This window comes from Devosia sp. MDV22-iso42 (genome assembly GCF_058629155.1).
Map to the genome: position 1 here is coordinate 40,141 of NZ_JBZVWR010000014.1, position 19,034 is coordinate 59,174.

The 19,034-nt window shown below is 65.0% G+C and carries 19 protein-coding genes; 10 read left to right on the forward strand and 9 right to left on the reverse strand.

Going from position 1 to position 19,034, the window contains the following annotated elements; genetic code table 11:
• Positions 1–35 precede the first annotated feature (35 nt).
• Complete coding sequence (locus AC4NN3_RS17300; RefSeq protein WP_193336770.1) at positions 36–257, forward strand: DUF2093 domain-containing protein; 222 nt, start codon at positions 36–38, stop codon at positions 255–257.
• Positions 257–1,411: a hypothetical protein gene (locus AC4NN3_RS17305; protein WP_491928330.1), complete on the forward strand. Its 1,155-nt coding sequence runs from the start codon at positions 257–259 to the stop codon at positions 1,409–1,411. Before AC4NN3_RS17300 ends, AC4NN3_RS17305 begins: the two co-directional genes overlap by 1 nt.
• Positions 1,412–1,429: 18 nt before the next feature.
• Here AC4NN3_RS17305 and AC4NN3_RS17310 read toward each other — a convergent pair whose 3' ends face one another.
• Positions 1,430–1,675 (reverse strand): DUF4170 domain-containing protein, encoded by a 246-nt coding sequence (locus AC4NN3_RS17310; RefSeq protein ID WP_491928331.1) that lies wholly within the window; start codon positions 1,673–1,675, stop codon positions 1,430–1,432.
• A gap of 3 nt (positions 1,676–1,678) precedes the next feature.
• Complete coding sequence (locus AC4NN3_RS17315; RefSeq protein ID WP_491928332.1) at positions 1,679–2,533, reverse strand: 3'(2'),5'-bisphosphate nucleotidase CysQ; 855 nt, start codon at positions 2,531–2,533, stop codon at positions 1,679–1,681.
• A gap of 328 nt (positions 2,534–2,861) precedes the next feature.
• Here AC4NN3_RS17315 and AC4NN3_RS17320 point away from each other — a divergent pair, with 328 nt between their 5' ends.
• Positions 2,862–3,314, forward strand: coding sequence for a DUF6101 family protein (locus tag AC4NN3_RS17320; RefSeq protein ID WP_491928333.1), 453 nt, complete (start codon positions 2,862–2,864; stop codon positions 3,312–3,314).
• A gap of 142 nt (positions 3,315–3,456) precedes the next feature.
• Here AC4NN3_RS17320 and ubiA read toward each other — a convergent pair whose 3' ends face one another.
• On the reverse strand, positions 3,457–4,389 hold the full coding sequence (gene ubiA, locus AC4NN3_RS17325; protein WP_491928334.1) for a 4-hydroxybenzoate octaprenyltransferase: 933 nt from the start codon (positions 4,387–4,389) through the stop codon (positions 3,457–3,459).
• 85 nt (positions 4,390–4,474) lie between these two features.
• On the opposite strand from ubiA, the gene AC4NN3_RS17330 reads away from it, so the two are divergent.
• From AC4NN3_RS17330 to AC4NN3_RS17350, 5 genes are all read left to right on the forward strand, one after another.
• Positions 4,475–5,266 (forward strand): 16S rRNA (uracil(1498)-N(3))-methyltransferase, encoded by a 792-nt coding sequence (locus AC4NN3_RS17330; RefSeq protein ID WP_491928335.1) that lies wholly within the window; start codon positions 4,475–4,477, stop codon positions 5,264–5,266.
• Between the two features lie 75 nt (positions 5,267–5,341).
• The gene (locus tag AC4NN3_RS17335; RefSeq protein ID WP_491928336.1) at positions 5,342–6,712 is read left to right on the forward strand and encodes a glutamate--cysteine ligase; all 1,371 of its coding nucleotides are present in this window, start codon (positions 5,342–5,344) and stop codon (positions 6,710–6,712) included.
• 75 nt (positions 6,713–6,787) lie between these two features.
• Positions 6,788–8,059 carry a phosphoribosylamine--glycine ligase gene (gene purD, locus AC4NN3_RS17340; RefSeq protein ID WP_491928337.1) on the forward strand — a complete coding sequence of 424 codons (1,272 nt, stop codon included), beginning with the start codon at positions 6,788–6,790 and terminating at the stop codon, positions 8,057–8,059.
• Positions 8,060–8,198: 139 nt separating this feature from the next.
• Complete coding sequence (locus AC4NN3_RS17345) at positions 8,199–9,098, forward strand: patatin-like phospholipase family protein (protein ID WP_491928338.1); 900 nt, start codon at positions 8,199–8,201, stop codon at positions 9,096–9,098.
• Between the two features lie 80 nt (positions 9,099–9,178).
• Positions 9,179–9,547, forward strand: coding sequence for a DoxX family protein (locus AC4NN3_RS17350; protein ID WP_491928339.1), 369 nt, complete (start codon positions 9,179–9,181; stop codon positions 9,545–9,547).
• A gap of 15 nt (positions 9,548–9,562) precedes the next feature.
• Here the strand turns inward: AC4NN3_RS17350 and AC4NN3_RS17355 are convergent, their stop codons facing one another.
• Both AC4NN3_RS17355 and AC4NN3_RS17360 read right to left on the reverse strand, forming a co-directional pair.
• The gene (locus AC4NN3_RS17355; RefSeq protein ID WP_491928340.1) at positions 9,563–10,630 is read right to left on the reverse strand and encodes a sensor histidine kinase; all 1,068 of its coding nucleotides are present in this window, start codon (positions 10,628–10,630) and stop codon (positions 9,563–9,565) included.
• Between the two features lie 113 nt (positions 10,631–10,743).
• Entirely contained in the window at positions 10,744–11,202 is a 459-nt protein-coding gene (locus tag AC4NN3_RS17360; protein WP_491928341.1) for a nucleoside deaminase, read from the reverse strand.
• A gap of 90 nt (positions 11,203–11,292) precedes the next feature.
• Between AC4NN3_RS17360 and mutL the strand changes: the two genes are divergently transcribed.
• Together mutL and AC4NN3_RS17370 are read left to right on the forward strand one after the other, a co-directional pair.
• Positions 11,293–13,137, forward strand: coding sequence for a DNA mismatch repair endonuclease MutL (mutL, locus tag AC4NN3_RS17365; RefSeq protein ID WP_491928342.1), 1,845 nt, complete (start codon positions 11,293–11,295; stop codon positions 13,135–13,137).
• Positions 13,138–13,458: 321 nt separating this feature from the next.
• Positions 13,459–13,893 carry a hypothetical protein gene (locus tag AC4NN3_RS17370; RefSeq protein ID WP_491928343.1) on the forward strand — a complete coding sequence of 145 codons (435 nt, stop codon included), beginning with the start codon at positions 13,459–13,461 and terminating at the stop codon, positions 13,891–13,893.
• Between the two features lie 101 nt (positions 13,894–13,994).
• On the opposite strand, the gene edd is transcribed toward AC4NN3_RS17370, so the two are convergent.
• The 4 genes from edd to AC4NN3_RS17390 all read right to left on the reverse strand — a co-directional run bounded on the left by edd (position 13,995) and on the right by AC4NN3_RS17390 (position 19,029).
• Positions 13,995–15,809, reverse strand: a complete 1,815-nt coding sequence (edd, locus tag AC4NN3_RS17375; RefSeq protein WP_491928344.1) for a phosphogluconate dehydratase — start codon at positions 15,807–15,809, stop codon at positions 13,995–13,997.
• Positions 15,810–15,877: 68 nt separating this feature from the next.
• On the reverse strand, positions 15,878–16,582 hold the full coding sequence (gene pgl, locus AC4NN3_RS17380) for a 6-phosphogluconolactonase (protein WP_491928345.1): 705 nt from the start codon (positions 16,580–16,582) through the stop codon (positions 15,878–15,880).
• Entirely contained in the window at positions 16,583–18,064 is a 1,482-nt protein-coding gene (gene zwf / locus AC4NN3_RS17385; RefSeq protein ID WP_491928346.1) for a glucose-6-phosphate dehydrogenase, read from the reverse strand. It lies immediately after the preceding gene.
• Between the two features lie 29 nt (positions 18,065–18,093).
• On the reverse strand, positions 18,094–19,029 hold the full coding sequence (locus AC4NN3_RS17390) for a glucosamine kinase nucleotide-binding domain-containing protein (RefSeq protein WP_491928347.1): 936 nt from the start codon (positions 19,027–19,029) through the stop codon (positions 18,094–18,096).
• Positions 19,030–19,034 lie beyond the last annotated feature (5 nt).

The window sequence follows — 19,034 nt, forward strand, 5'->3', positions numbered from 1 at the left end:
GCCCGCTATATCACTCAGGCCAAAGGATTTTCAGCATGAACATTTTTGACAAGAATATTGCCCCTGCCGAAGCCGTGATCCGCTACCTGGATGGCGACTATGTCGTGCTCAAGCCGGGCAGCTTTGCCCGCTGCGCCATTACCGGCAAGCCGATCCCGCTCGACGAGCTGTTTTACTGGAATGTCGACCGGCAGGAGGCCTATGCCGATGCCACGGTGGCGAACACCGCGTTCGAACGGTTCGGCCTGGGCGCCTGATGGTCGAGGAAGCGTCTGCCTCACGTCGTCGTTTCCTTTTCATATCCAACGGCCACGGCGAAGACTGGATTGCCGCGGCCATCGTCGCCCGCCTGCCGCGATCGATCGAGGTGGAAGCCTATCCGATGATCGGCGCAGGCAATGCCTATACCGGGGTCTGCCCGATGGTAGGCCCGCGCGCCACGCTGGCCTCGGAGGGCTGGCGCAACGTCAAGGGATCGCTGCGGCGCGACCTGGCCAATGGCGGGCTGATGACCGTGCCACCCGCCCTGCGCTTCCTGCGCAGCATCCGCGGCAAGTATGAGCGCATTGTCGTGGTAGGCGATGTGACCGGCGTGCTGGCGGCCTATGCTACCGGCCACCGGGACCTGATCTATCTTGATGTCTACAAGACCGGGGCAGCCCGGCTCTACTCGGCTGCCGAGCGCTTCATCATCAAGCGCGCCTGCGCCACGGTGTTCTGCCGCGCCGACAGCCTGGCGCAGACCCTGCAAGACGCGGGCGTCGACGCCCGCTCGCCGGGCAATGTGATGATGGATACCATTCCCCATGGTGGTTATGACGCGGCGACGCGGCGCAGCCGCAAGCTGGCCGTGACGCTGCTGCCGGGCAGCCGGGCGCTGACCGCGGAAAGCTTCGAGCTGCAGATCGATGCGCTGCGCACGCTCCCGGAAGCGGAACGGCCCGACATCTTCCTCGCTGTGGCGGGCGGCATCAATATCGATGACCTGGCCAAAAAGACCGGCCTGCGGCGCACGCATATGCTGAGCGTGGAACCGGACGATCTTGGCGAGCTCACCGATGGCACGCTGACGGTCCACATGGCGCGGGGCGGGGCAATGGGCAATCTGCTGGAAGCCTCGGACGTGGTGCTGTCACAGGCCGGCACGGCGACAGTGCAGGCCTTGGGCCTTGGCCGGCCGGTCATAACGTTCGTCAATCCGCGCGACCGGCGCTCGCGCTTCAGCGACGAGCAGAAGCTGTTCGGCGACGCCCGCACGGTGGTGCCGGCCGATGCTGCCGCGATCGGCGCGGCCCTGCGGCAGCTGCTGGGCAATGACGAGGAGCGGCGCCGGCTGGCCAATCTGGGCCGCCAGCGCATCGGCGGTCCGGGCGCCATGCAGGCGATACTGGAGGCGCTGGAGGCCCCTTAGGCCCCCGGCGCGACCGGCCTATTTCTTGTCGGACTGCGGATCGAGCAGGCGGTGCAGGTGTACGATGAAATAGCGCGTCTGCGCGCTGTCCACCGTCATCTGTGCCTTCTGCTTCCAGGCGACCAGCGCGCTGGCATAATTGGGATATAGGCCGACGATATCGACCTTGTCGAGATCGGCGAAGGTTACGCCCTCGATGCTGGAGAGTTCGCCCCCGATCACCAGGTGCAGCAATTGTTCCTTGGGGACGTTGTTTTCAGCCATCGGTCATATCCGTTCATCGGTCGGTTGAGAATGTGCGGTCGGCGCCGCTTCATCCGCGGGGCAGCCATAGACCTCGATCAGCGCCGCATGCAGCAGCGGTTTTAGGCTCATGTCGCCCAAAGCCGCAAGCGCCCCGTGGCGCACATCACGTCTGTTGAATTGCGGGAAACCGCGGCAGACATCGGCAATGTCGATGCCGCACTCATTCAGGATGACCGTGGCGGCGGCGATATCCCAATCCTGGCTGCCGCGGCGGCTGACCACGGCGTCGAGCTTGCCGGTGGCCACCTGGACCAGGCGATAGGCCAACGAAGGATAATGCGGGCCGCGGGTATAGTTGAGGCCGGCCTGCTGCAATTGCTGGTGCACGGCGCCGGCGGCGGGAATGACAGGCGGCGCGCCGGGGCGCCGGCGGCGCTGGATCGGCTTGCCATTGAGCCGGCTGCCCTCGCCCTTGACCGCCTCATAGAGTTCGTCGCGCATCGGCGCGTAGACGACGCCGGCGACGGGAACACCATTCTCGACCACGGCCAGGCAGACGGTCCAGCTGTCCTCGCCGCGCAGGAAGCCGCGTGTGCCGTCGATGGGGTCGACGATGAACACGCGTTCGCAATCCAGCCGTGAAGGATTGTCGACGGTTTCCTCGCTCAGCCAGCCATAGGTGGGGCGCGCCTGCAGCAAGGCGGAGGCCAGATACCGATCCACCAGGATGTCGGCTTCGCTGACCGGGGAGGCATTTTCCTTGTTCCAGCTCTTGACCTCGCGGCGGAAGAAGCTGCTGGCAATGATGCCCGCTGCCACCGCCGAGGAGCGGAGCAGTTCGAGATCGTCGGCATAGGTGGTGGGCGGAATGGGCATATTCGGGGCCTTTTAGGCTCGCCCCGGCTTTTGGACAAGAGGCCCCGGCCACAGCAACCCCATCGGGCCGCAAAGGGCAGCGTTAACAGGCTGCCAAGGGGCGCGGTTAACCGGGTGCTACCTAGTGCAAGACACTGCTAACCCTCTCGAAAAACAAGATAAACTTAACCCAACCGATTAAGGTGGCGGGTAAGTCCTGGCGCTATGTTGAGCCTACAAAGAGGGCACCAAAAACCAGCTCTCGAAGTTGACAGGAAGGCATATTCAGATGGTTCATGGCGTTGCAATGGAAGGGTCCTCGGTCGTTTTGGCGTTCGGCAGGCCCGCAGTGGCGGAGCGCCGGTTCGTTGCGGCAAACGACAACGGCCCCAAGGACCCGATCAAGACCGTTACCATTCGTCGCATGCTCGAGCAGAGCGGCGTGGCGATCAAGATCAAAGTGCCGGTCACCGAATTCATCGGCGTCGCCGTGGCGACCGCCATCTCGGAAGAGGGCGTGCTGACCAGCTCGATCGAGCTGGTGCATTCCGATCATGAGCTCAACTACCGGGTGTTCGAGGAAGACGGCAATCACAACGTCGTCGCCGAATGGCAGAACTGGGGCAAGAAGCTCCGCCTGCCGCTGTTCATCAAGGCCGGCGACGGCGCCTATATGCCCTATAGCCAGCAGGTCGACGGCGTCATGGTCGGCTCGAGCCAGGCCCGCCGCAAGCTGGTGGCCGAGGCCGGCCGCCGCCCCCGCTTCCTCAACCGCCGCAAGCCCGGCCAGCTCGACGCGTAAAGTTTACCTGCCTCCAAAGCACGTCTGAAGGGTTGACCGGTGGTGCGGTCAGCCCTTTTGGCGTTTGGGGGGAATGCGCTAGCAGGCTGTTGGCATCGGGTTCGCCTTTGGGCCGCCAATCGAGGGCCAACGCCAACGCGAACTACCAGACCCAGTCGGCCAGAAGCGCCAGCGACAGGGCCACCCCGACATAATGGTTGCTGTAAAAGCGCGAACGCGGATTGTCCGGCTGGGCGGGATCGACGGTCCAGACCTGCCAGGCCAGCAGCGCCACCGCTGCCAGCGACAGCACCGCAAAGATCAGACCGCCGCTGACCAGCACCACCGCCGCTGCCCAGAGCATATAGGCGGCGAGATAGAGCACGGCGACGATAGGGCGGACGTGCTCGCCGAACAGCCGGGCGGTCGACTTGACGCCGATCAGCGCGTCGTCCTCGATATCCTGCAGCGCATAGAGCGTATCATAGCCGATGACCCAGAGGATGGTGCCGGCATAAAGCAGCACCGGCGCCCAGTTCAGACTGCCGGTCTGGGAACTCCAGCCAACCAGGGCACCATAGGAAAAGGCCAGGCCCAAAAAGGCCTGCGGCCACCAGGTGATGCGCTTCATGAAAGGATAGATAGCCACCAGCACCAGCGAGGCCACTGCGGCCCAGACGGTGAAGCGGTTGAACTGGAACAGGACGGCCGAGGCCAGCAGGGCCTGGGCGACCATGAAATAGAGGGCGTCGCGGGCGGTGACCTGGCCGGAGGGAATCGGGCGCGAACGGGTGCGGGCCACCTTGTCATCGATATCGCGGTCGACAATGTCGTTGAAGGTGCAGCCGGCGCCGCGCATCAGCACCGCGCCCACCAGCATGAGCAGGGCGGCGGGAAAGTCGAAGCCGCGCTCGGGCACCGCAATGGCGGCCAGCGCCAGGCCCCAGATACAGGGCCAGAACAGCAGCCAGAAGCCGATGGGCCGGTCCCAGCGGGCCAGGCGTGCATAGGGCTTGAGCCAGTCGGGGGCATGGCGATCGACCCAGTTGTCGGCCTGGGCATCGGCGACAGTGCTGGGCTGGTTGGCATCGGACATGGGGACTGCTCCTTGGCGCAAACTCCCCGCCAAATGCGGAGAATCTTGAGGTCATTGATTAGCAGAAATTCTCGACGAGGCAGAAATGGCACGGTGGAAAGATGACAATGGGGTGGGCGCGATGGTATCAGCGGGCATGCCCCGCACCCATGCCACCCTGCCCCGCCTTTATGTCGATGCCGATCTGCGTGCCGGTGGGCAGCTGACCCTGGGCAAGGAGCAGTCGCTCTATCTGGCGGCGGTGCTGCGCAAGAGCGTCGGCGACGCGGTCGTGCTGTTCAATGGAAGGGACGGCGCCTGGCGATGCGTGCTGACGGCCGACTCGAAAAAATCCGTCCAGCTCGACCTGCTTGAGCAGATCGCGCCACAGACCCCCGCATCGGACCTCTGGTATGGCTTTGCCCCGCTCAAGAGCGAGCGGCTGGACTATGTGATCCAGAAGGCCGTCGAGATGGGCGTGGGCACCATCCAGCCGGTGATCACCCAGCGCACGCAGGTGAGCCGCCTCAAGCATGAGCGGCTGGTGGCCAATGCGATCGAGGCCGCCGAGCAGTGCGAGGTGCTGAGCGTGCCGGTTGTGGCGCCGGAGGTGACGCTGGAAAAGCTGCTCGACGGCTGGCCGGAAGGTCGAGTGCTCGTCGTGGCCGACGAAGCGGCAGAATCGGCGTCGCCGTTGGCAGCGCTTGCCGCGCTCAAGGGACGATCGATCGGCCTGTTGATCGGACCGGAAGGTGGTTTTTCGGACGCGGAACGCAGCAAATTGCTGGCGCTGCCCTTTGTCGTGCCGATCAGCCTGGGGCCGCGCATCCTGCGCGCCGATACGGCGGCGGTGGCAGGGCTGGCGGTGATTCAGGCAATCATCGGTGATTGGCGATAAAAGGCGATTGCTTTCGGCTTGCGCAACGTTATGTTCCGGCCAACATTGACCCCCCTCTCCATCCGAGGACTCCGCATGGCCGGCGCCGATACCGATAGCCCTCTGATTGAATCGCGTGCCGACCTGATCGAGGCGATGGCGCGCGGGTGCAAACCCGAGAGCGAGTGGCGCATCGGCACCGAGCACGAGAAGCACGTGTTCCACACCAATCCGCTGCGCCCGGTGTCCTATGACGGCCCCAATGGCATTCGCGCCTTGCTCGACGGCGTGCAGGCCGAGACCGGCTGGCATCCGTTCTATGACGGCGACAATGTCATCGGCCTGCGCAATGACGCCGAAGCCGGCGGCATTTCGCTCGAACCCGGCGGGCAGTTCGAACTGTCCGGCGCGCCGCAGATTGACATGCATGCCAGCGGGGCCGAACTGGCCGAGCATATGCGGATTGCCAAGCAGGTCGCCGGCCCGCTCGACATCAATTTCCTCGGGCTTGGCGTGACGCCGCTATGGAGCGTCGACGAGATCCCTGCGATGCCGAAATCGCGCTATGGCATCATGAAGCCCTATATGGAAAAGGTCGGCACACTCGGGACCTCGATGATGTTCCGCTCCTGCACCGTGCAGGCCAATCTCGATTTCTCCAGCGAAGCCGACATGGTCAAGAAGCTGCGCGTGGCCGTGGCGCTGCAGCCGATCGCCACCGCCCTGTTTGCCAATTCGCCCTTTGTGGACGGCAAGGAAAGCGGCTTTCTGAGCTTCCGCAGCCATATCTGGCTCAATACCGACGACGCCCGCACCGGCATGCTGCCCTTTGCCTTCGACGAGGGGTTCGGGTTCGAGCAATATGCCGATTACGCGCTCGATGTGCCGATGTATTTCGTCATCCGTGACGGCGCCTATGTGAACGTTGCCGGCGAGAGCTTCCGGGACTTCCTGCGCGGCGAGCTGCCGCAACTGCCGGGCGACAAGCCCACCATCAAGGACTGGGAAGATCACCTCTCGACGATTTTCCCCGAAGTGCGGCTCAAGCAGTTCCTTGAAATGCGCGGCGCCGATATGGGCGACGAGAAATCGGTGACGGCGCTGTCGGCCTTCTGGACCGGGCTGCTCTATGACAGCGTGTCGCTCGAGGCGGCCTATGAGATGATAACGCCCTGGACCCAGGACGAGCGCGAGGACATGCGCCGTGAGGTGCCGCGGCTGGGCATGGAAACGCCGGTCGGCCGCACCAATGTCTATGATTTCGCGGCGCAGGCGGTGGGCATTGCCGAGGCGGGCCTGGTCCGCCGCAACCGGCTGAACGCGGCTGGGCAGGACGAGACCATCCATATGGCGCCGCTGGAAGAGACCATCCGCCTCGCCAAGACCCCCGCCGAACGCTGGCTGGAAAAACTCCACGGCGACTGGGCGGGCGATCTCAGCCGGATTTTTGTCGACGCCCGGATGTAGGCGAGGCGCCAACAAATCCTTGCCTCTCCACCCGCTCTGGTGCATCACCCCGGCAACGGGTGCGGAGGCAGGCTGATGCGGGTATTGGTGATTGGTTCGGGTGGCCGCGAGCATGCGCTGGCGTGGAAGATCGCCCAGTCGCCCAAGCTGAGCAAGCTGTTCGTTGCCCCCGGCAATGGTGGCACCGGCGCGGTGGCGGAAAACCTCGCGGTTGATATCACCGACCATGAAGCCGTGGTTGCGCTATGCCGGCAGCACCAGATCGACTTCGTGGTTGTCGGCCCCGATGCGCAGGTTGTGGCGGGGCTGGGTGACGATGTGCGCGCCGCCGGGTTTACCTGCTTCTGCCCGTCGAAGGCCGCCGGCCAGCTCGAAGGCTCCAAGGGCTTCACCAAGGCGCTGTGCGACGAGATGGGCATTCCCACCGCCGCTTATGGCCGCTTTGACAATGAGGCAGCGGCTTTGGCCTATCTCTATACCCAGGGCGCACCCATCGTGATCAAGGCCGATGGCCTGGCGGCCGGCAAGGGCGTCACCGTGGCCATGAGCGTGGATGAGGCCGAGGAGGCGATCATCGACTGCTTTGCCGGCGCCTTTGGGGAATCGGGCGCCGAAGTGGTTATCGAGGAATTCATGATGGGCGAGGAGGTCAGCCTCTTCGTGCTGTGCGACGGTACCGATATCCTGCCGCTGACCACGGCGCAGGACCACAAGCGCGCCTTTGACGGCGATACAGGCCCCAATACCGGTGGCATGGGGGCCTATTCGCCGGCGCCGGTGATGACGCCCGAGATCTACCAGGAAACCCTCGAACGGGTGATCTGGCCGACAGTGCGAGGCCTCGCCGCGCGCGGCACGCCCTATCAGGGCGTGCTCTATGCCGGGCTGATGCTGACCGAGACCGGGCCGAGGCTGGTGGAATACAATGCCCGCTTCGGCGACCCGGAAACCCAAGTCATGGTGATGCGGCTCGACAGCGACCTGCTCGAACTGCTGCATGCCACCGCCACCGGCACGCTGGCCGGGCATGAAGTGGCCTGGAAAGACCAGTTTGCCCTGACGGTGATCATGGCGACGAAGGGTTATCCCGGCAGCTATGGCAAGGGTTCGGAAATCGCCGGTGCCGATGCCGTCAACTCCGAGACACTGCAAGTTTTCCATGCGGGAACGCGGCGCGAGGGCGGGCGTTTACTGGCCGACGGTGGTCGCGTGCTCAACGTGACCGCGCTAGGGGCCAGTGCGCGGGAGGCGCAGCAGCGTGCCTATGCCGGGGTGGACAGCATTGTCTGGCCGGAGGGCTTCTGCCGTCGCGATATCGGCTGGCGCGAACTGGCTCGCAGCGTCTGAACCTTTCCTCAACCTCAGGGGTTTAGGGTGACGCCAGGCAGTCGCTTGCCAGACGCCGTCGCACCGTCCGCCGACCCCGCAGCAACAGCGCGGCAAGGCCCTCGCCGACCGCCTGCGCAATGGGGCAAGGAGCGGCAGGATGAGCACGATTTCTGGTCCGAGAATTGGCGTGGCGCTGGGCGGCGGCTCGGCGCGTGGGCTGACGCATATTCCCTATATCGAAGCCATGGACGAGCTGGGGCTGCGGCCCGCGGTGATTTCCGGCACCTCGATCGGCGCGCTGATCGGGGCCGGCTGGGCCGCCGGCATGACCGGAGCGGAGCTGCGCGAGCATTCCTATGCGGTGCTGGGTACGATGCGGACGATCGCCACCAAACTCTGGGCCATCCAGCTGCGCGGCCTGGGCGGCATTCTCAAGAACGGCATTTCGATGCAGCTCGATGCCTCCAGCATCGTCGACAGCTTCATTCCCGACGGCTTTCCGCTCGAGTTCAAGGATCTCAAGATCCCGCTCTACGTGGTGGCCACCGATTTCCAGAGTTGGCACCAGGTGGTGTTCAATAGTGGGGCGCTGCGGCCGGCCATTGCCGGCTCGATCGCCATACCGAGCCTGTTCAAGCCGGTCACCTATGCCAATCACATCCTGGTTGATGGCGGTGTGGTCAATCCGCTGCCGCTCGACCAGGCCGATATCGGCACCGACTTTCTGATCGGCATCGACGTCAATGGCGACCCCTCCGAGGGGATAGCCAAGACCGACCACAAGGCGCTCGACCTGTGGTTCGGCTCGGCGCAGATCATGATGCATTCGCTGACCGCCCATATGATGGCGGCCTATCCGCCCGACATCTATATCCGGCCGCATGTCGCCAATTTCGGGGCGCTGGAATTCTGGCGGGTGCGCGAGATCGTCTCGCATGCCGAGGCCGAGAAGGAGCGCTTCAAGCGCATCCTGGCGCAGAAGATCGAGGACTATATCCAGGGCCGCCTGCCCGCCGTGGGCAGCCCGGACGGACGTCGCAGCGGCGCCGCGAAATAATCGTCAGCGCCGTCGAAACCGGCTCCCCCTCATCCGTCATGGTGCTGAGGCAGCAATCGGGCTGCAGAACGGGGACGATAATGGTACTAGCCGGCTGGATTTTGAGTGGATTGCTGATCGTGTTTATCCTGGGGGCCTCGGTGGCGCCCAAACTGCTGGGCCTGCAGGCGGCCGTCGAGCCGCTGACCGTGGTCGGCTGGCCGCTCAGATACATGATGCTGATCGGCGGCATCGAGCTGGCCTGCATGGTGCTCTATGCCTTTCCCCGTACCTCCCTGCTGGGCGCGGTGCTGATGACCGGGCTGCTGGCGGCGGCGCTGGCTGCCAATCTGCGGGTCGATAATCCGCTCTGGAGCCATACGCTGTTCAGCGTGTATTTCGGCGTGGCCATGTGGGCCGCGCTGTGGCTGCGCGAGCCGAAGATCCGGGATGTGTTTCCCCTGACCTAGGGCCGGTCCGCAAAATTACGAGGAGCGCTCCGACTGCATGGCGGCCAGATCGGCCGTGAGCTGGCAGCGCAGGCCCTGGGGGTGGAATTCGAGGTCGACGCTGGCCGGGGCGCCCGGCAGGCCGGCGCGGATCAGCCTGGTGCCGAAACCCTTGCTGACCGGCTCAATCACGGGCGGGCCACCCTCCTCGCGCCAGCGCAGCATGAAGCTGGGCTGGCCGTCGATGTCCTCGATGCTCCAGTCGACGCGGACCACGCCATCGGGCGCGGACAGCGCGCCATATTTGGTAGCATTGGTGCCCAGCTCGTGCAGGATCATCGACAGCGACAGTGCCGGGCGGGAGGCCAGCTTGACCGGCGGGCCATCAACGAGGAAGCGGGACTGCAGCTGATTGCCGTGCAGGTCGACCACCTTGCGCACGATGTCGCCGACGCCGGCCTGGCCCACCGTGCCGACGATCACCATGTCCTGCGCCTCCGCCAGCACGGTGATGCGGTCGGTGATCGCCTTGGCGATGGTGGGCAGGTCGGACTGGCTGCGCATGGACTGGCTGACAATGGCCTGGACGATGGACAGCTGATTCTTGAGGCGATGGCCGATCTCGTGCGACAGCACCTGCTGTTCGCGCTCGCTCTGGGCCAGCGTCAGATTGGACTGCTGCAGCGACTCGGCCAGCTCGGACATGGATTCGCGTTCAGCCTGCAGATGCTGGGCCGTCACGGTAATGCCGTGGATGATGAAGATGTCGACGGTAACGATGAAGGCGTAAAAGCCCAGCGCCGTCAGCGCACCCGGATTGAGCTCAAAGGAATAGGCCGGCGCAATGAAGAAGAACCAGGCCGCCAGGCCGCACAGGGTTGCCGAGACGATGCCCGGCCAAAGACCGGCCAGCAGGGTCGTGACAATGACAGCGGGAAAGAAGGTCAGGTAGGGGAAGCCCGGCGGCAGCGCGTCATTGATGGCGTAACGCACGGCGAGGGCCACCACCACCAGACCCAAGGCGAGCAACCAACGGAATTGCGGCGAGCGTTCGCGGGTGACGATACGCTGCAGTGCTGCCGTAAAACTGCCTTGGTCGCTCAAGCATCACCTCGCAGGGCTCAATTTCGTTCAACCCATGGCAGGCTAATTCACGCCGAGCAACACCATTAACGCGCTTGGCACGGCTTTGATCCATGGCCCGGGGTGTTTCCGCGTCAGCGCAGGCGCAGACCGCTGAAGAAATCCTTGAGCAGGGTTTCCGCCCGCTCGGCGCCAACACCGGAGATCACTTCTGGCTGGTGATGGCAGCTGGGCTGCCGGAAGAGGCGTACACCATTTTCGACCGCCCCGGCCTTGGGGTCCTCGGCGGCAAAATAGACGCGGCGCAGCCTTGTATGGGCGATGGCGCCGGCACACATGGCGCAGGGCTCGAGCGTCACATAGAGATCGCAGCCGTCGAGCCGGCCGGTGCCGCGTTTGGCCAGAGCCGCCCGCATGGCCAGCAGTTCGGCATGGGCCGTGGGATCGTTGAGCGCCTGCATGCGGTTGCGCTCGGCGGCCAGCACCACATCGCCCTCCATGATCACCGCCCCGACCGGGGCCTCGCCCAGGGCAGCGGCCTCCTCGGCCAGCGCCAGCGCGTGGTTCATCGGTGTGGTGAAAGGGCTCGCCATGGCGTGGTGATAGCGGCCGGGGGCAAATTGCACAAGCGGGTCGGAAAGGCCGGCCAGACCGCCTATATTGGGCCTCCAGGAGAATCGCCCTTGCCCATCCGCCAGCTACCCGAAGACCTGATCAACCGCATCGCCGCCGGCGAGGTGGTGGAGCGGCCCGCCAGCGTGGTCAAGGAGCTGGTGGAAAACGCCATCGACGCGGGCGCCAGCCGGATCGTCGTGACCACGGCGGGCGGCGGCAAGAGCCTGCTGCGCATCGAGGATGACGGGCACGGCATGGATGCGGCGGACCTCGTGCTGTCGGTGGAACGGCATGCCACCTCAAAGCTCTCGACCGACGATCTCGACGATATCCGCAGCCTCGGCTTTCGCGGCGAGGCGCTGGCCTCGATCGGCTCGGTGGCCGAGCTCAGCATTGCCTCGCGCCCGGCCGATGCCGAGAGCGGCTTGCGGATCGACGTGCGCAACGGGGTGCGCTTGGGGCCGGTGCCGCAGGCGCTCAACCGCGGCACCGTGGTGGAGGTGAAGAACCTCTTTGCCAATGTCCCTGCCCGGCTCAAATTCCTCAAGACCGACCGCGGCGAGGCCGGTGCCATAACCGATGTGCTCAAGCGGCTGGCCATGGCCAATCCGGGCGTGCATTTCGTGCTCAATGGCAGCGACCGCTCTCCGGCCAACTGGCCGGCGGTGAGCGGCATGGGCGCGCTGCCGGCGCGGCTGGCGCAGGTGATCGGCGATGATTTCGCCCAGAATGCCGTGGCGCTCGGGCATAGCCGGCACGGCGTGGTGGTGGCTGGGCTGGCGGGCCTGCCGACCTATACGAGGGCCAACAGCCTCAGCCAGTTCTTCTTCGTCAATGGCCGCTCGGTGCGCGACAAGGTGCTGGTGGGCGCAGTGCGCGCGGCCTATGCAGACTATATCTTCCGCGACCGCTTCCCGGTGGTGGCGCTCTATGTCGCCATCGATCCGGCCGAGGTTGACGTCAATGTGCACCCGGCCAAGGCGGAGCTGCGCTTCCGCGATGGCGGCGCGGTGCGCAGCGCGGTGATCCGCGCCATCGGCGAGGCGCTGGCGGCGGCCGGTTTCAAGGCCTCGAGCAGCGTGGCCGACGATGTGCTGGGGGCGTTTACGGCGCCTGGCCAGCAATCTGCCACGACGCCGCAGGCGCCGACCGGTTCCGCGTCCCCCTTCCCCTATCGCTCGGCCCAGCCCCTGCCCTTTGCCGGCTATGAGCGGGTTACCGGCACGGGCCGCAGCAACCCATTCTCGCCGGCCTATGGCGAGGGTGGTCTGGACGGCCTCAACGAGCCGAGCGCCCGCGTCGAGGCCGAGCCTGATCCCGGCTTGATCGACTTTCCTCTCGGCACGGCGCGGGCGCAGATGTTCGACAATTTCATCATCGCCCAGAATGGCGAGGGCCTGCTGCTGGTGGATCAACATGCCGCCCATGAGCGGCTGGTCTATGAGCGGTTCAAGACACAGCTGGCATCGGGGCCGGTGCCGAGCCAGGCGCAACTGATCCCCATCGTGATCGAACTGCCCGAAGAAGACTGCGCCCGGCTCGAAGACGCCGCGCCCGAGCTCGAGCGATTCGGGCTTTACCTCGAACGCTTCGGCCTCCGCGCCATTGCCGTGCGCGAGACCCCGGCTCTGCTGGGGAGTTCGGATATTGATGGCCTGGTGCGCGACGTGGCCGACGGGCTGGCTGAATGGAATTCCATCGCCGCGGTCAATGACCGCATGGAGGCCATCATCGCCCGCATGGCCTGCCACGGCTCGGTGCGCTCGGGCCGGCGGCTGCGCGTGGACGAAATGAACGCCCTGCTGCGCGATATGGAGCAGACGCCCCATTCCGGCCAGTGCATCCATGGCCGGCCGACCTATGTCGAGCTCAAGCAGAAGGATATCGAGCGGCTGTTCGGCAGAAGTCGTTAACGAATCACTCTCGACTCCCGGTATTTGTTCATGCAATGTTCTCTTGAACAAAAGGGGAACAATCATGCGTGAAGGCGTTGTTGGACTTGTTTGCCTGTTATTGTCGATCCTGCCTGGCTGGATAGGGTGACGGGCGGCATGACCGAGCGGCCCGGCGCCTAGCCTGGCCACGGCGGGGAGTGCCGCGATCGCGGACGTAGCCCGCGTTCTCCCCGCATCACTGACTGAACGTCGTCAACCTGCTCGCCAGTGCATCCGGCGGCACGGGAAAACACGCCCATTCGATCCTTGCACCCAGTCTGCCAACAACCGGTAAAAGCCATGCGCATCAGCCTGCTTATCCTGGTCTGCATTCTGTCAGCGACCAGGCCCAGCCTTGCCCAATTTTACACCGTGCCCGCGCCCCATGATCCGGGCCGTCCGGCAACAGGCGTGGTTCACGTTCCGGTGGGGAGCGCAGAGGGGCTGCACCAGCTCGAAAGCGCCGCCTGGCGGGGAGACCGTCGCGCCTCGGCGCTGCTGGCGGTGTTGCTGCAGGATATGCCGGAAATCGAAGGCGGTCTCGTCAAATCCGCCTTGCACTTTGAGGTTGCGATCGCCGCCGGATGTACTGATCTGGAGGCGCTGAGCGCCCAAGCGGTGGCGCGCCTGTCAGCCGAGCAAAGCGTGGCCTACCGGAAGGCGCTGCCGCTCTGGGTTCCAGAAGACGGCAGCACCGTGATTGCGGGCCTCAAAGGGCGTTGCCTGACCTGGTAGGCACCCTGCCTGCAGCCTGAGCCATTCGGCCATAGGCCTCATGGCCTTCTCGCCTCAAATCGCTCCCCAGGAGCGATTTGACCCTACGGGTCGGTTCGACGCTACTGAAACACGCTCGCGCCCTTGTCGGCGACGCCGACCATGGCGCGGAAGCCGGCGAAGAGTTCGCGGCCCATGCCGAAGTGCTGGCTGGTGAGGTCTTCGGTGGCCAAGGGCCGGGCGAAGAATTCGGCTTCGTCGCCGAGGAAGGTCAGCGTGCCGGCATTGGCGTCGAGCCGGATCATGTCGCCGTCGCGAATGCGGGCGATGGGGCCGCCATTGACCGCCTCGGGCGTCATATGGATAGCGGCAGGCACCTTGCCCGAGGCGCCCGACATGCGGCCATCGGTGAGCAGGGCCACCTGGAAGCCGCGATCCTGCAGGATGCCCAGGGGGGGCGTCAGCTTGTGCAGCTCGGGCATGCCGAGCGCCTTGGGACCGGAAAAGCGCACCACCGCGATCATGTCGCCATTGAGCTCGCCGGCCTTGAAGGCGACCTGCAGCGCTTCCTGGCCGTGGAACACCTTGGCGGGGGCCTCGATGATGCGGTGCTCGGGCTTGACGGCAGACACCTTGATCACCGAGCGGCCCAGGTTGCCGCTGAGCAGCTTGAGACCACCGGTTTCCTGGAAGGGCGTCGCCACCTTGGTCAGCACCTTGGGCAGCGCCGATTCCTTGGGCGAAGCCTCATAGGCAAGCTTGTCCTCGATCAGCTTGGCTTCCACCGTGTAGTTGGAGAGGCCATTGCCCCAAACGGTCTTGACGTCCTCGTGCAGGTGGCCGCTTTCGAGCAGTTCCTGGATCAGAAAACCCATGCCGCCGGCGGCGTGGAAATGGTTCACGTCGGCCACACCATTGGGATAGACGCGGGCCAGCAGCGGCGTGGCGTCGGATAGATCGCTCATGTCGTCCCAGGTCACCTGCAGGCCGGCTGCGGCCGCGATGGCGATCAGGTGCATGGTGTGGTTGGTCGAGCCACCGGTGGCGTGCAGGCCAACCAGGCCATTGACGATGGCCTTTTCGTCCACGATGTGGCCGACCGGGGTATAGTTGTTGCCCATGGCGCTGAGCGAGAGCGCGCGCACGCTGGCCTCGCGGGTCAGGGCATCGCGCAGGGGCGTACCGGGATTGACGAAGCTCGCGCCGGGCAGGTGCAGGCCCATGATTTCCATGAGCATCTGGTTGGAATTGGCGGTGCCGTAAAAGGTGCAGGTGCCGGCCGAATGGTAGGACTTGGACTCGGCCTCGAGCAGTTCCGCGCGGCCGACCTTGCCCTCCATATAGAGCTGGCGGACCTTGGATTTTTCGTCATTGGGCAGGCCCGAGGGCATGGGGCCGGCAGGCACGAAGACGGCCGGCAGGTGGCCAAAGGTCAGCGCACCGATCAGCAGGCCCGGGACGATCTTGTCGCAGATGCCCAGATAGACGGCGGCATCGAACATGTTGTGGCTGAGCGAGATGGCCGTGGCCATGGCGATGACGTCTCGGCTGAACAGGCTCAGGTCCATGCCCGGCTGGCCCTGGGTGACGCCGTCGCACATGGCGGGCACCCCGCCGGCAACCTGGGCGGTGGCGCCAATGCTGCGCGCGGCTTCCTTGATGATATCGGGATAGAATTGATAGGGCTGATGGGCGCTCAGCATGTCGTTATAGCTGGTGACAATACCCAGGTTGAGCGCCTTGCTGCCGGCCAGCTGCGCCTTTTCGGTAGGCGTGCAGGCGGCAAAGGCGTGGGCGAGATTGCCGCAGGACAGCACGGTGCGGTTCACCCCTGCTTCGCGGGCGCCTTCGAGACGGCGGAGATAATCGGCACGGCTGTCGCGGCTGCGCGCGGCGATGCGATCGGTAACATCCTGGATGGCCTGACGGACAGACATAGGCGAGCTCCTGGTTTAGCTGGAGCCCTTCGTGGCCAGAGCGGTCGATTGGGGAGCGCTGAGGGGACTTAGGGGCACCAGTAGACATTGACGGCGTGACCGGAGCGCAGGACGGCGCGAATGGGCATGTCCGCGACCGGACCATCCCCCAAAGCAGCGTCCAGCACGGCGGCCTTTTCCTCCCCCTCGATATGAAGGTACAGCCCATCCGCGCGGAGGAGTCGCGGCAGGGTAAAGGTGATGCGCGGTTCGCCCGCGCCCGGCGCGCGGATGGCGAGGGTCGGACCCTCAGCGGTCAGCGCCTGGTCCAGCGTGTCGCCGCCGGGGAAGAAAGAGGCCGTATGGCCATCGTTGCCCATGCCCAGCACCACGGCGGCAAACTGCTCGGGCAGGCCGGCCAAAAGAGCATTGGTGCGGCCGACAGCGGCCGCGTCGGGTTCGTCGCCGCCCGAATAGAGCGGGAAGAAGCGGGCCACGGCGGCGGGACCCTGCAGCATGCGTTCATTGACCAGCAACGCATTGGAGCGCTCGCTGGTCTCGTCGACCCAGCGCTCGTCGACCAGGGTGACGATAACCTTGGACCAGTCGATATCCTTGGTCTTGCCCAGATTGAGGAAGAAGCGGCCCGGGGTGGAGCCACCGCTGACGGCGATGGCGGCCTCGCCGCGTTCGGCGATCGCGGTGCGAATGCGGTCGGCTACGGCCTCGGCCAGTTCCATGGCCAAAGTCGGCTTGTCGGCAAAGCTGCGGCGCTCGAGCACGGGCTGGGTCATTTAGTCTTCGCCCTCATACCAGGTGCGGCCGTCGCGTTCGATCAGGGCATAGGAACCGCTGGGACCCCACGTGCCGGCGACATAGGACTGTGGCGGCTCGGAAGCGCGCTCCCAGGCCTCGCGGATCGGATCGACCCACTTCCAGGCGGCCTCGAGTTCGTCGCGGCGCATGAACAGGGTCTGGCTGCCGCGGATGACATCAAGCAGCAGGCGCTCATAGGCTTCCGGCGTGCGCTCGGTGAAGGTATCGGCAAAGCTCAGATTGAGCGGCACTTCGCGCAGGCGCATGCCGCCCGGGCCCGGATCCTTGATCATCATCATCATCTTGACGCCCTCGCCGGGCTGCAGGCGGATGATCAGCTTGTTGGCCTTGGGCGCGCCCTCGGCATGATCGAAAATCGAGTGCGGGATCGGCTTGAACTGGATGCAGATTTCCGAGACGCGGCTGGCCATGCGCTTGCCTGTGCGGAAATAGAAGGGCACGCCGGCCCAGCGCCAGTTTTCGATCTCGACCTTGAGGGCGACAAAGGTCTCGGTGCGACTGCCCTTCTTGTCGGCGGGCAGCTCGTCCTGGTAGCTGGCCACCGAGGTGGTCTCCGAGCTGACGCCCTTATACTGGCCGCGGACGGTGTTTCTGGACACGTCGCCATTGGTGATGGGCTTGAGCGAGCGCAACACCTTGAGCTTTTCGTCGCGCAGCGCATCGGCATCGTCGCTCGCCGGCGGCTCCATGGCCACCAGGCACAGCAGCTGCAGCATGTGATTCTGGATCATGTCGCGCAGGGCGCCGGATTCGTCGTAATAGCCGCGCGTGCCGGCGCCGACGCTCTCGGCCACCGTGAGCTGGACGTGGTCGATATGGGCGGAGTTCCAGATCGGCTCGAACATGGTGTTGGCAAAGCGCAGGGCCAAGAGGTTCTGCACCGTCTCTTTGCCGAGATAGTGGTCGATACGGTAGACCTGATCTTCCTTGAAGATCTTGGCCACGCCATCGTTGATTTCCATCGACGAGGCCAGGTCATGGCCGAGCGGCTTTTCGATCACCACGCGGGAATCGCGACGATAGACCTTGGTCTTGGACAGCTGCTCGGCGATGGGCTCGAACAGGTCAGGCGCCACGGCCAGGTAGAAGGCGCGGATGATCTTGGGATCGTCGCGCAGGGCCTTCTTGATATCGCCCCAGCCGGCCGGATTGCTGACGTCGTTGATGATGTAGGAGAATATCTTGACGAAGCGGTCCACGGTCGCCTTGTGGTGATATTCCTCTTCGACGAACTCGGTGACGGCATCGCGCGCCAGTTCCTGGAATTCGGCGTCGCTCAGCTTGGTGCGCGAGACGCCGATGATGCGGCTGGTCTCGTCGAACTGACCATCCATGAAGCGGTGATACAGCGCCGGGATCAGCTTGCGCTTGGTCAGGTCGCCGGTGGCGCCAAAGACCACATAGTCGAAGGGCTGAACGGGAATGATGCGGCTGGACACTGGAATAAGTCCCTGGTTTGTCGGTCGGGTCACGAGAAATTCTGCCTGGCGAGGATCACCGCGCCATGCAGCGGCTCGAAGCGCGGCAGCATGACGAAGGTGCCATAGCGCTGCTGCAGGAGGGGAAAGAGCCGCTGGCCGAAGCCGCCGACAATGGCCATGACCCTGGCATTGCGCGCCTTGAACCATTGCACATAGGTTTCGATATAGCCCAGCTGCAGTTCGAGCAGTTTCTGGGCCACCGGATCGCCCTGTTCGAGATGCTCGATGAACAGCGGCATCAGCTTGCCATATTCGGCGGGCGCGCGGCCGATCAACACGTCGTCGCATCCCTCGGAGCCGTCGCGGCTGATGATCTTGAGGTCCATGTCGGTGGCGAAGGACCAGGTCATCACACCCTGGTTGTTGCCGCCCAGGGCGGCGATGACCGCGCGGGTCAGCGGCGAGGCCGCGACCAGGCCGTCTTCGGCCTCCACCGCATAACGCACAAGTTCGCGCCCCAGGATGGCGCCGCTCATCTGGTCGCCGATCTGGAAGCCCCAACCGCCGGCCTGGTGGCGCTGGCCATCGACCACTGCCAGGGCGGCCGAGCCGGTGCCGACGATGATGACCGCACCCTCTTCGCCGCCCAGGGCGCCGGCATGGGCGATATCGATATCGTCATAGACCTTGACCCCGGCAAAGGGCCAGGCGCGGGCAGCGAACTCGTCGCGGGCGCTGTCCATGCGGCCACCGGCCATGCCGAAGCAGGCATAGGTATTGGCGGTTTCAGCATAATCGAGGCTGGCAGCGGCGAAGGCATCGCGCGTGCCATCGAGAATGGCCTTGTAGGCCGGTTCACCGTCGTCGATCTGCAGGTTGGAGCGGCCATTGCGGACCTCGGCAAGGGTCACCAGATTTTCATCGGCCAGACGCACGCGGCAATTGGTACCGCCGCCATCAACGCCAAGATAGTATCTGGTCACGCTCA

Coding starts and splice junctions, on each gene's coding strand:
- AC4NN3_RS17300 (WP_193336770.1), top strand. CDS start 36: ATGAACATTTTTGACAAGAATATTGCCCCTGCCGAAGCCGTGATCCGC.
- AC4NN3_RS17305 (WP_491928330.1), top strand. CDS start 257: ATGGTCGAGGAAGCGTCTGCCTCACGTCGTCGTTTCCTTTTCATATCC.
- AC4NN3_RS17310 (WP_491928331.1), bottom strand. CDS start 1,675: ATGGCTGAAAACAACGTCCCCAAGGAACAATTGCTGCACCTGGTGATC.
- AC4NN3_RS17315 (WP_491928332.1), bottom strand. CDS start 2,533: ATGCCCATTCCGCCCACCACCTATGCCGACGATCTCGAACTGCTCCGC.
- ubiA (WP_491928334.1), bottom strand. CDS start 4,389: ATGTCCGATGCCAACCAGCCCAGCACTGTCGCCGATGCCCAGGCCGAC.
- AC4NN3_RS17330 (WP_491928335.1), top strand. CDS start 4,475: ATGGCACGGTGGAAAGATGACAATGGGGTGGGCGCGATGGTATCAGCG.
- AC4NN3_RS17335 (WP_491928336.1), top strand. CDS start 5,342: ATGGCCGGCGCCGATACCGATAGCCCTCTGATTGAATCGCGTGCCGAC.
- purD (WP_491928337.1), top strand. CDS start 6,788: ATGCGGGTATTGGTGATTGGTTCGGGTGGCCGCGAGCATGCGCTGGCG.
- AC4NN3_RS17345 (WP_491928338.1), top strand. CDS start 8,199: ATGAGCACGATTTCTGGTCCGAGAATTGGCGTGGCGCTGGGCGGCGGC.
- AC4NN3_RS17350 (WP_491928339.1), top strand. CDS start 9,179: ATGGTACTAGCCGGCTGGATTTTGAGTGGATTGCTGATCGTGTTTATC.
- AC4NN3_RS17360 (WP_491928341.1), bottom strand. CDS start 11,202: ATGGCGAGCCCTTTCACCACACCGATGAACCACGCGCTGGCGCTGGCC.
- AC4NN3_RS17370 (WP_491928343.1), top strand. CDS start 13,459: ATGCGCATCAGCCTGCTTATCCTGGTCTGCATTCTGTCAGCGACCAGG.
- edd (WP_491928344.1), bottom strand. CDS start 15,809: ATGTCTGTCCGTCAGGCCATCCAGGATGTTACCGATCGCATCGCCGCG.
- pgl (WP_491928345.1), bottom strand. CDS start 16,582: ATGACCCAGCCCGTGCTCGAGCGCCGCAGCTTTGCCGACAAGCCGACT.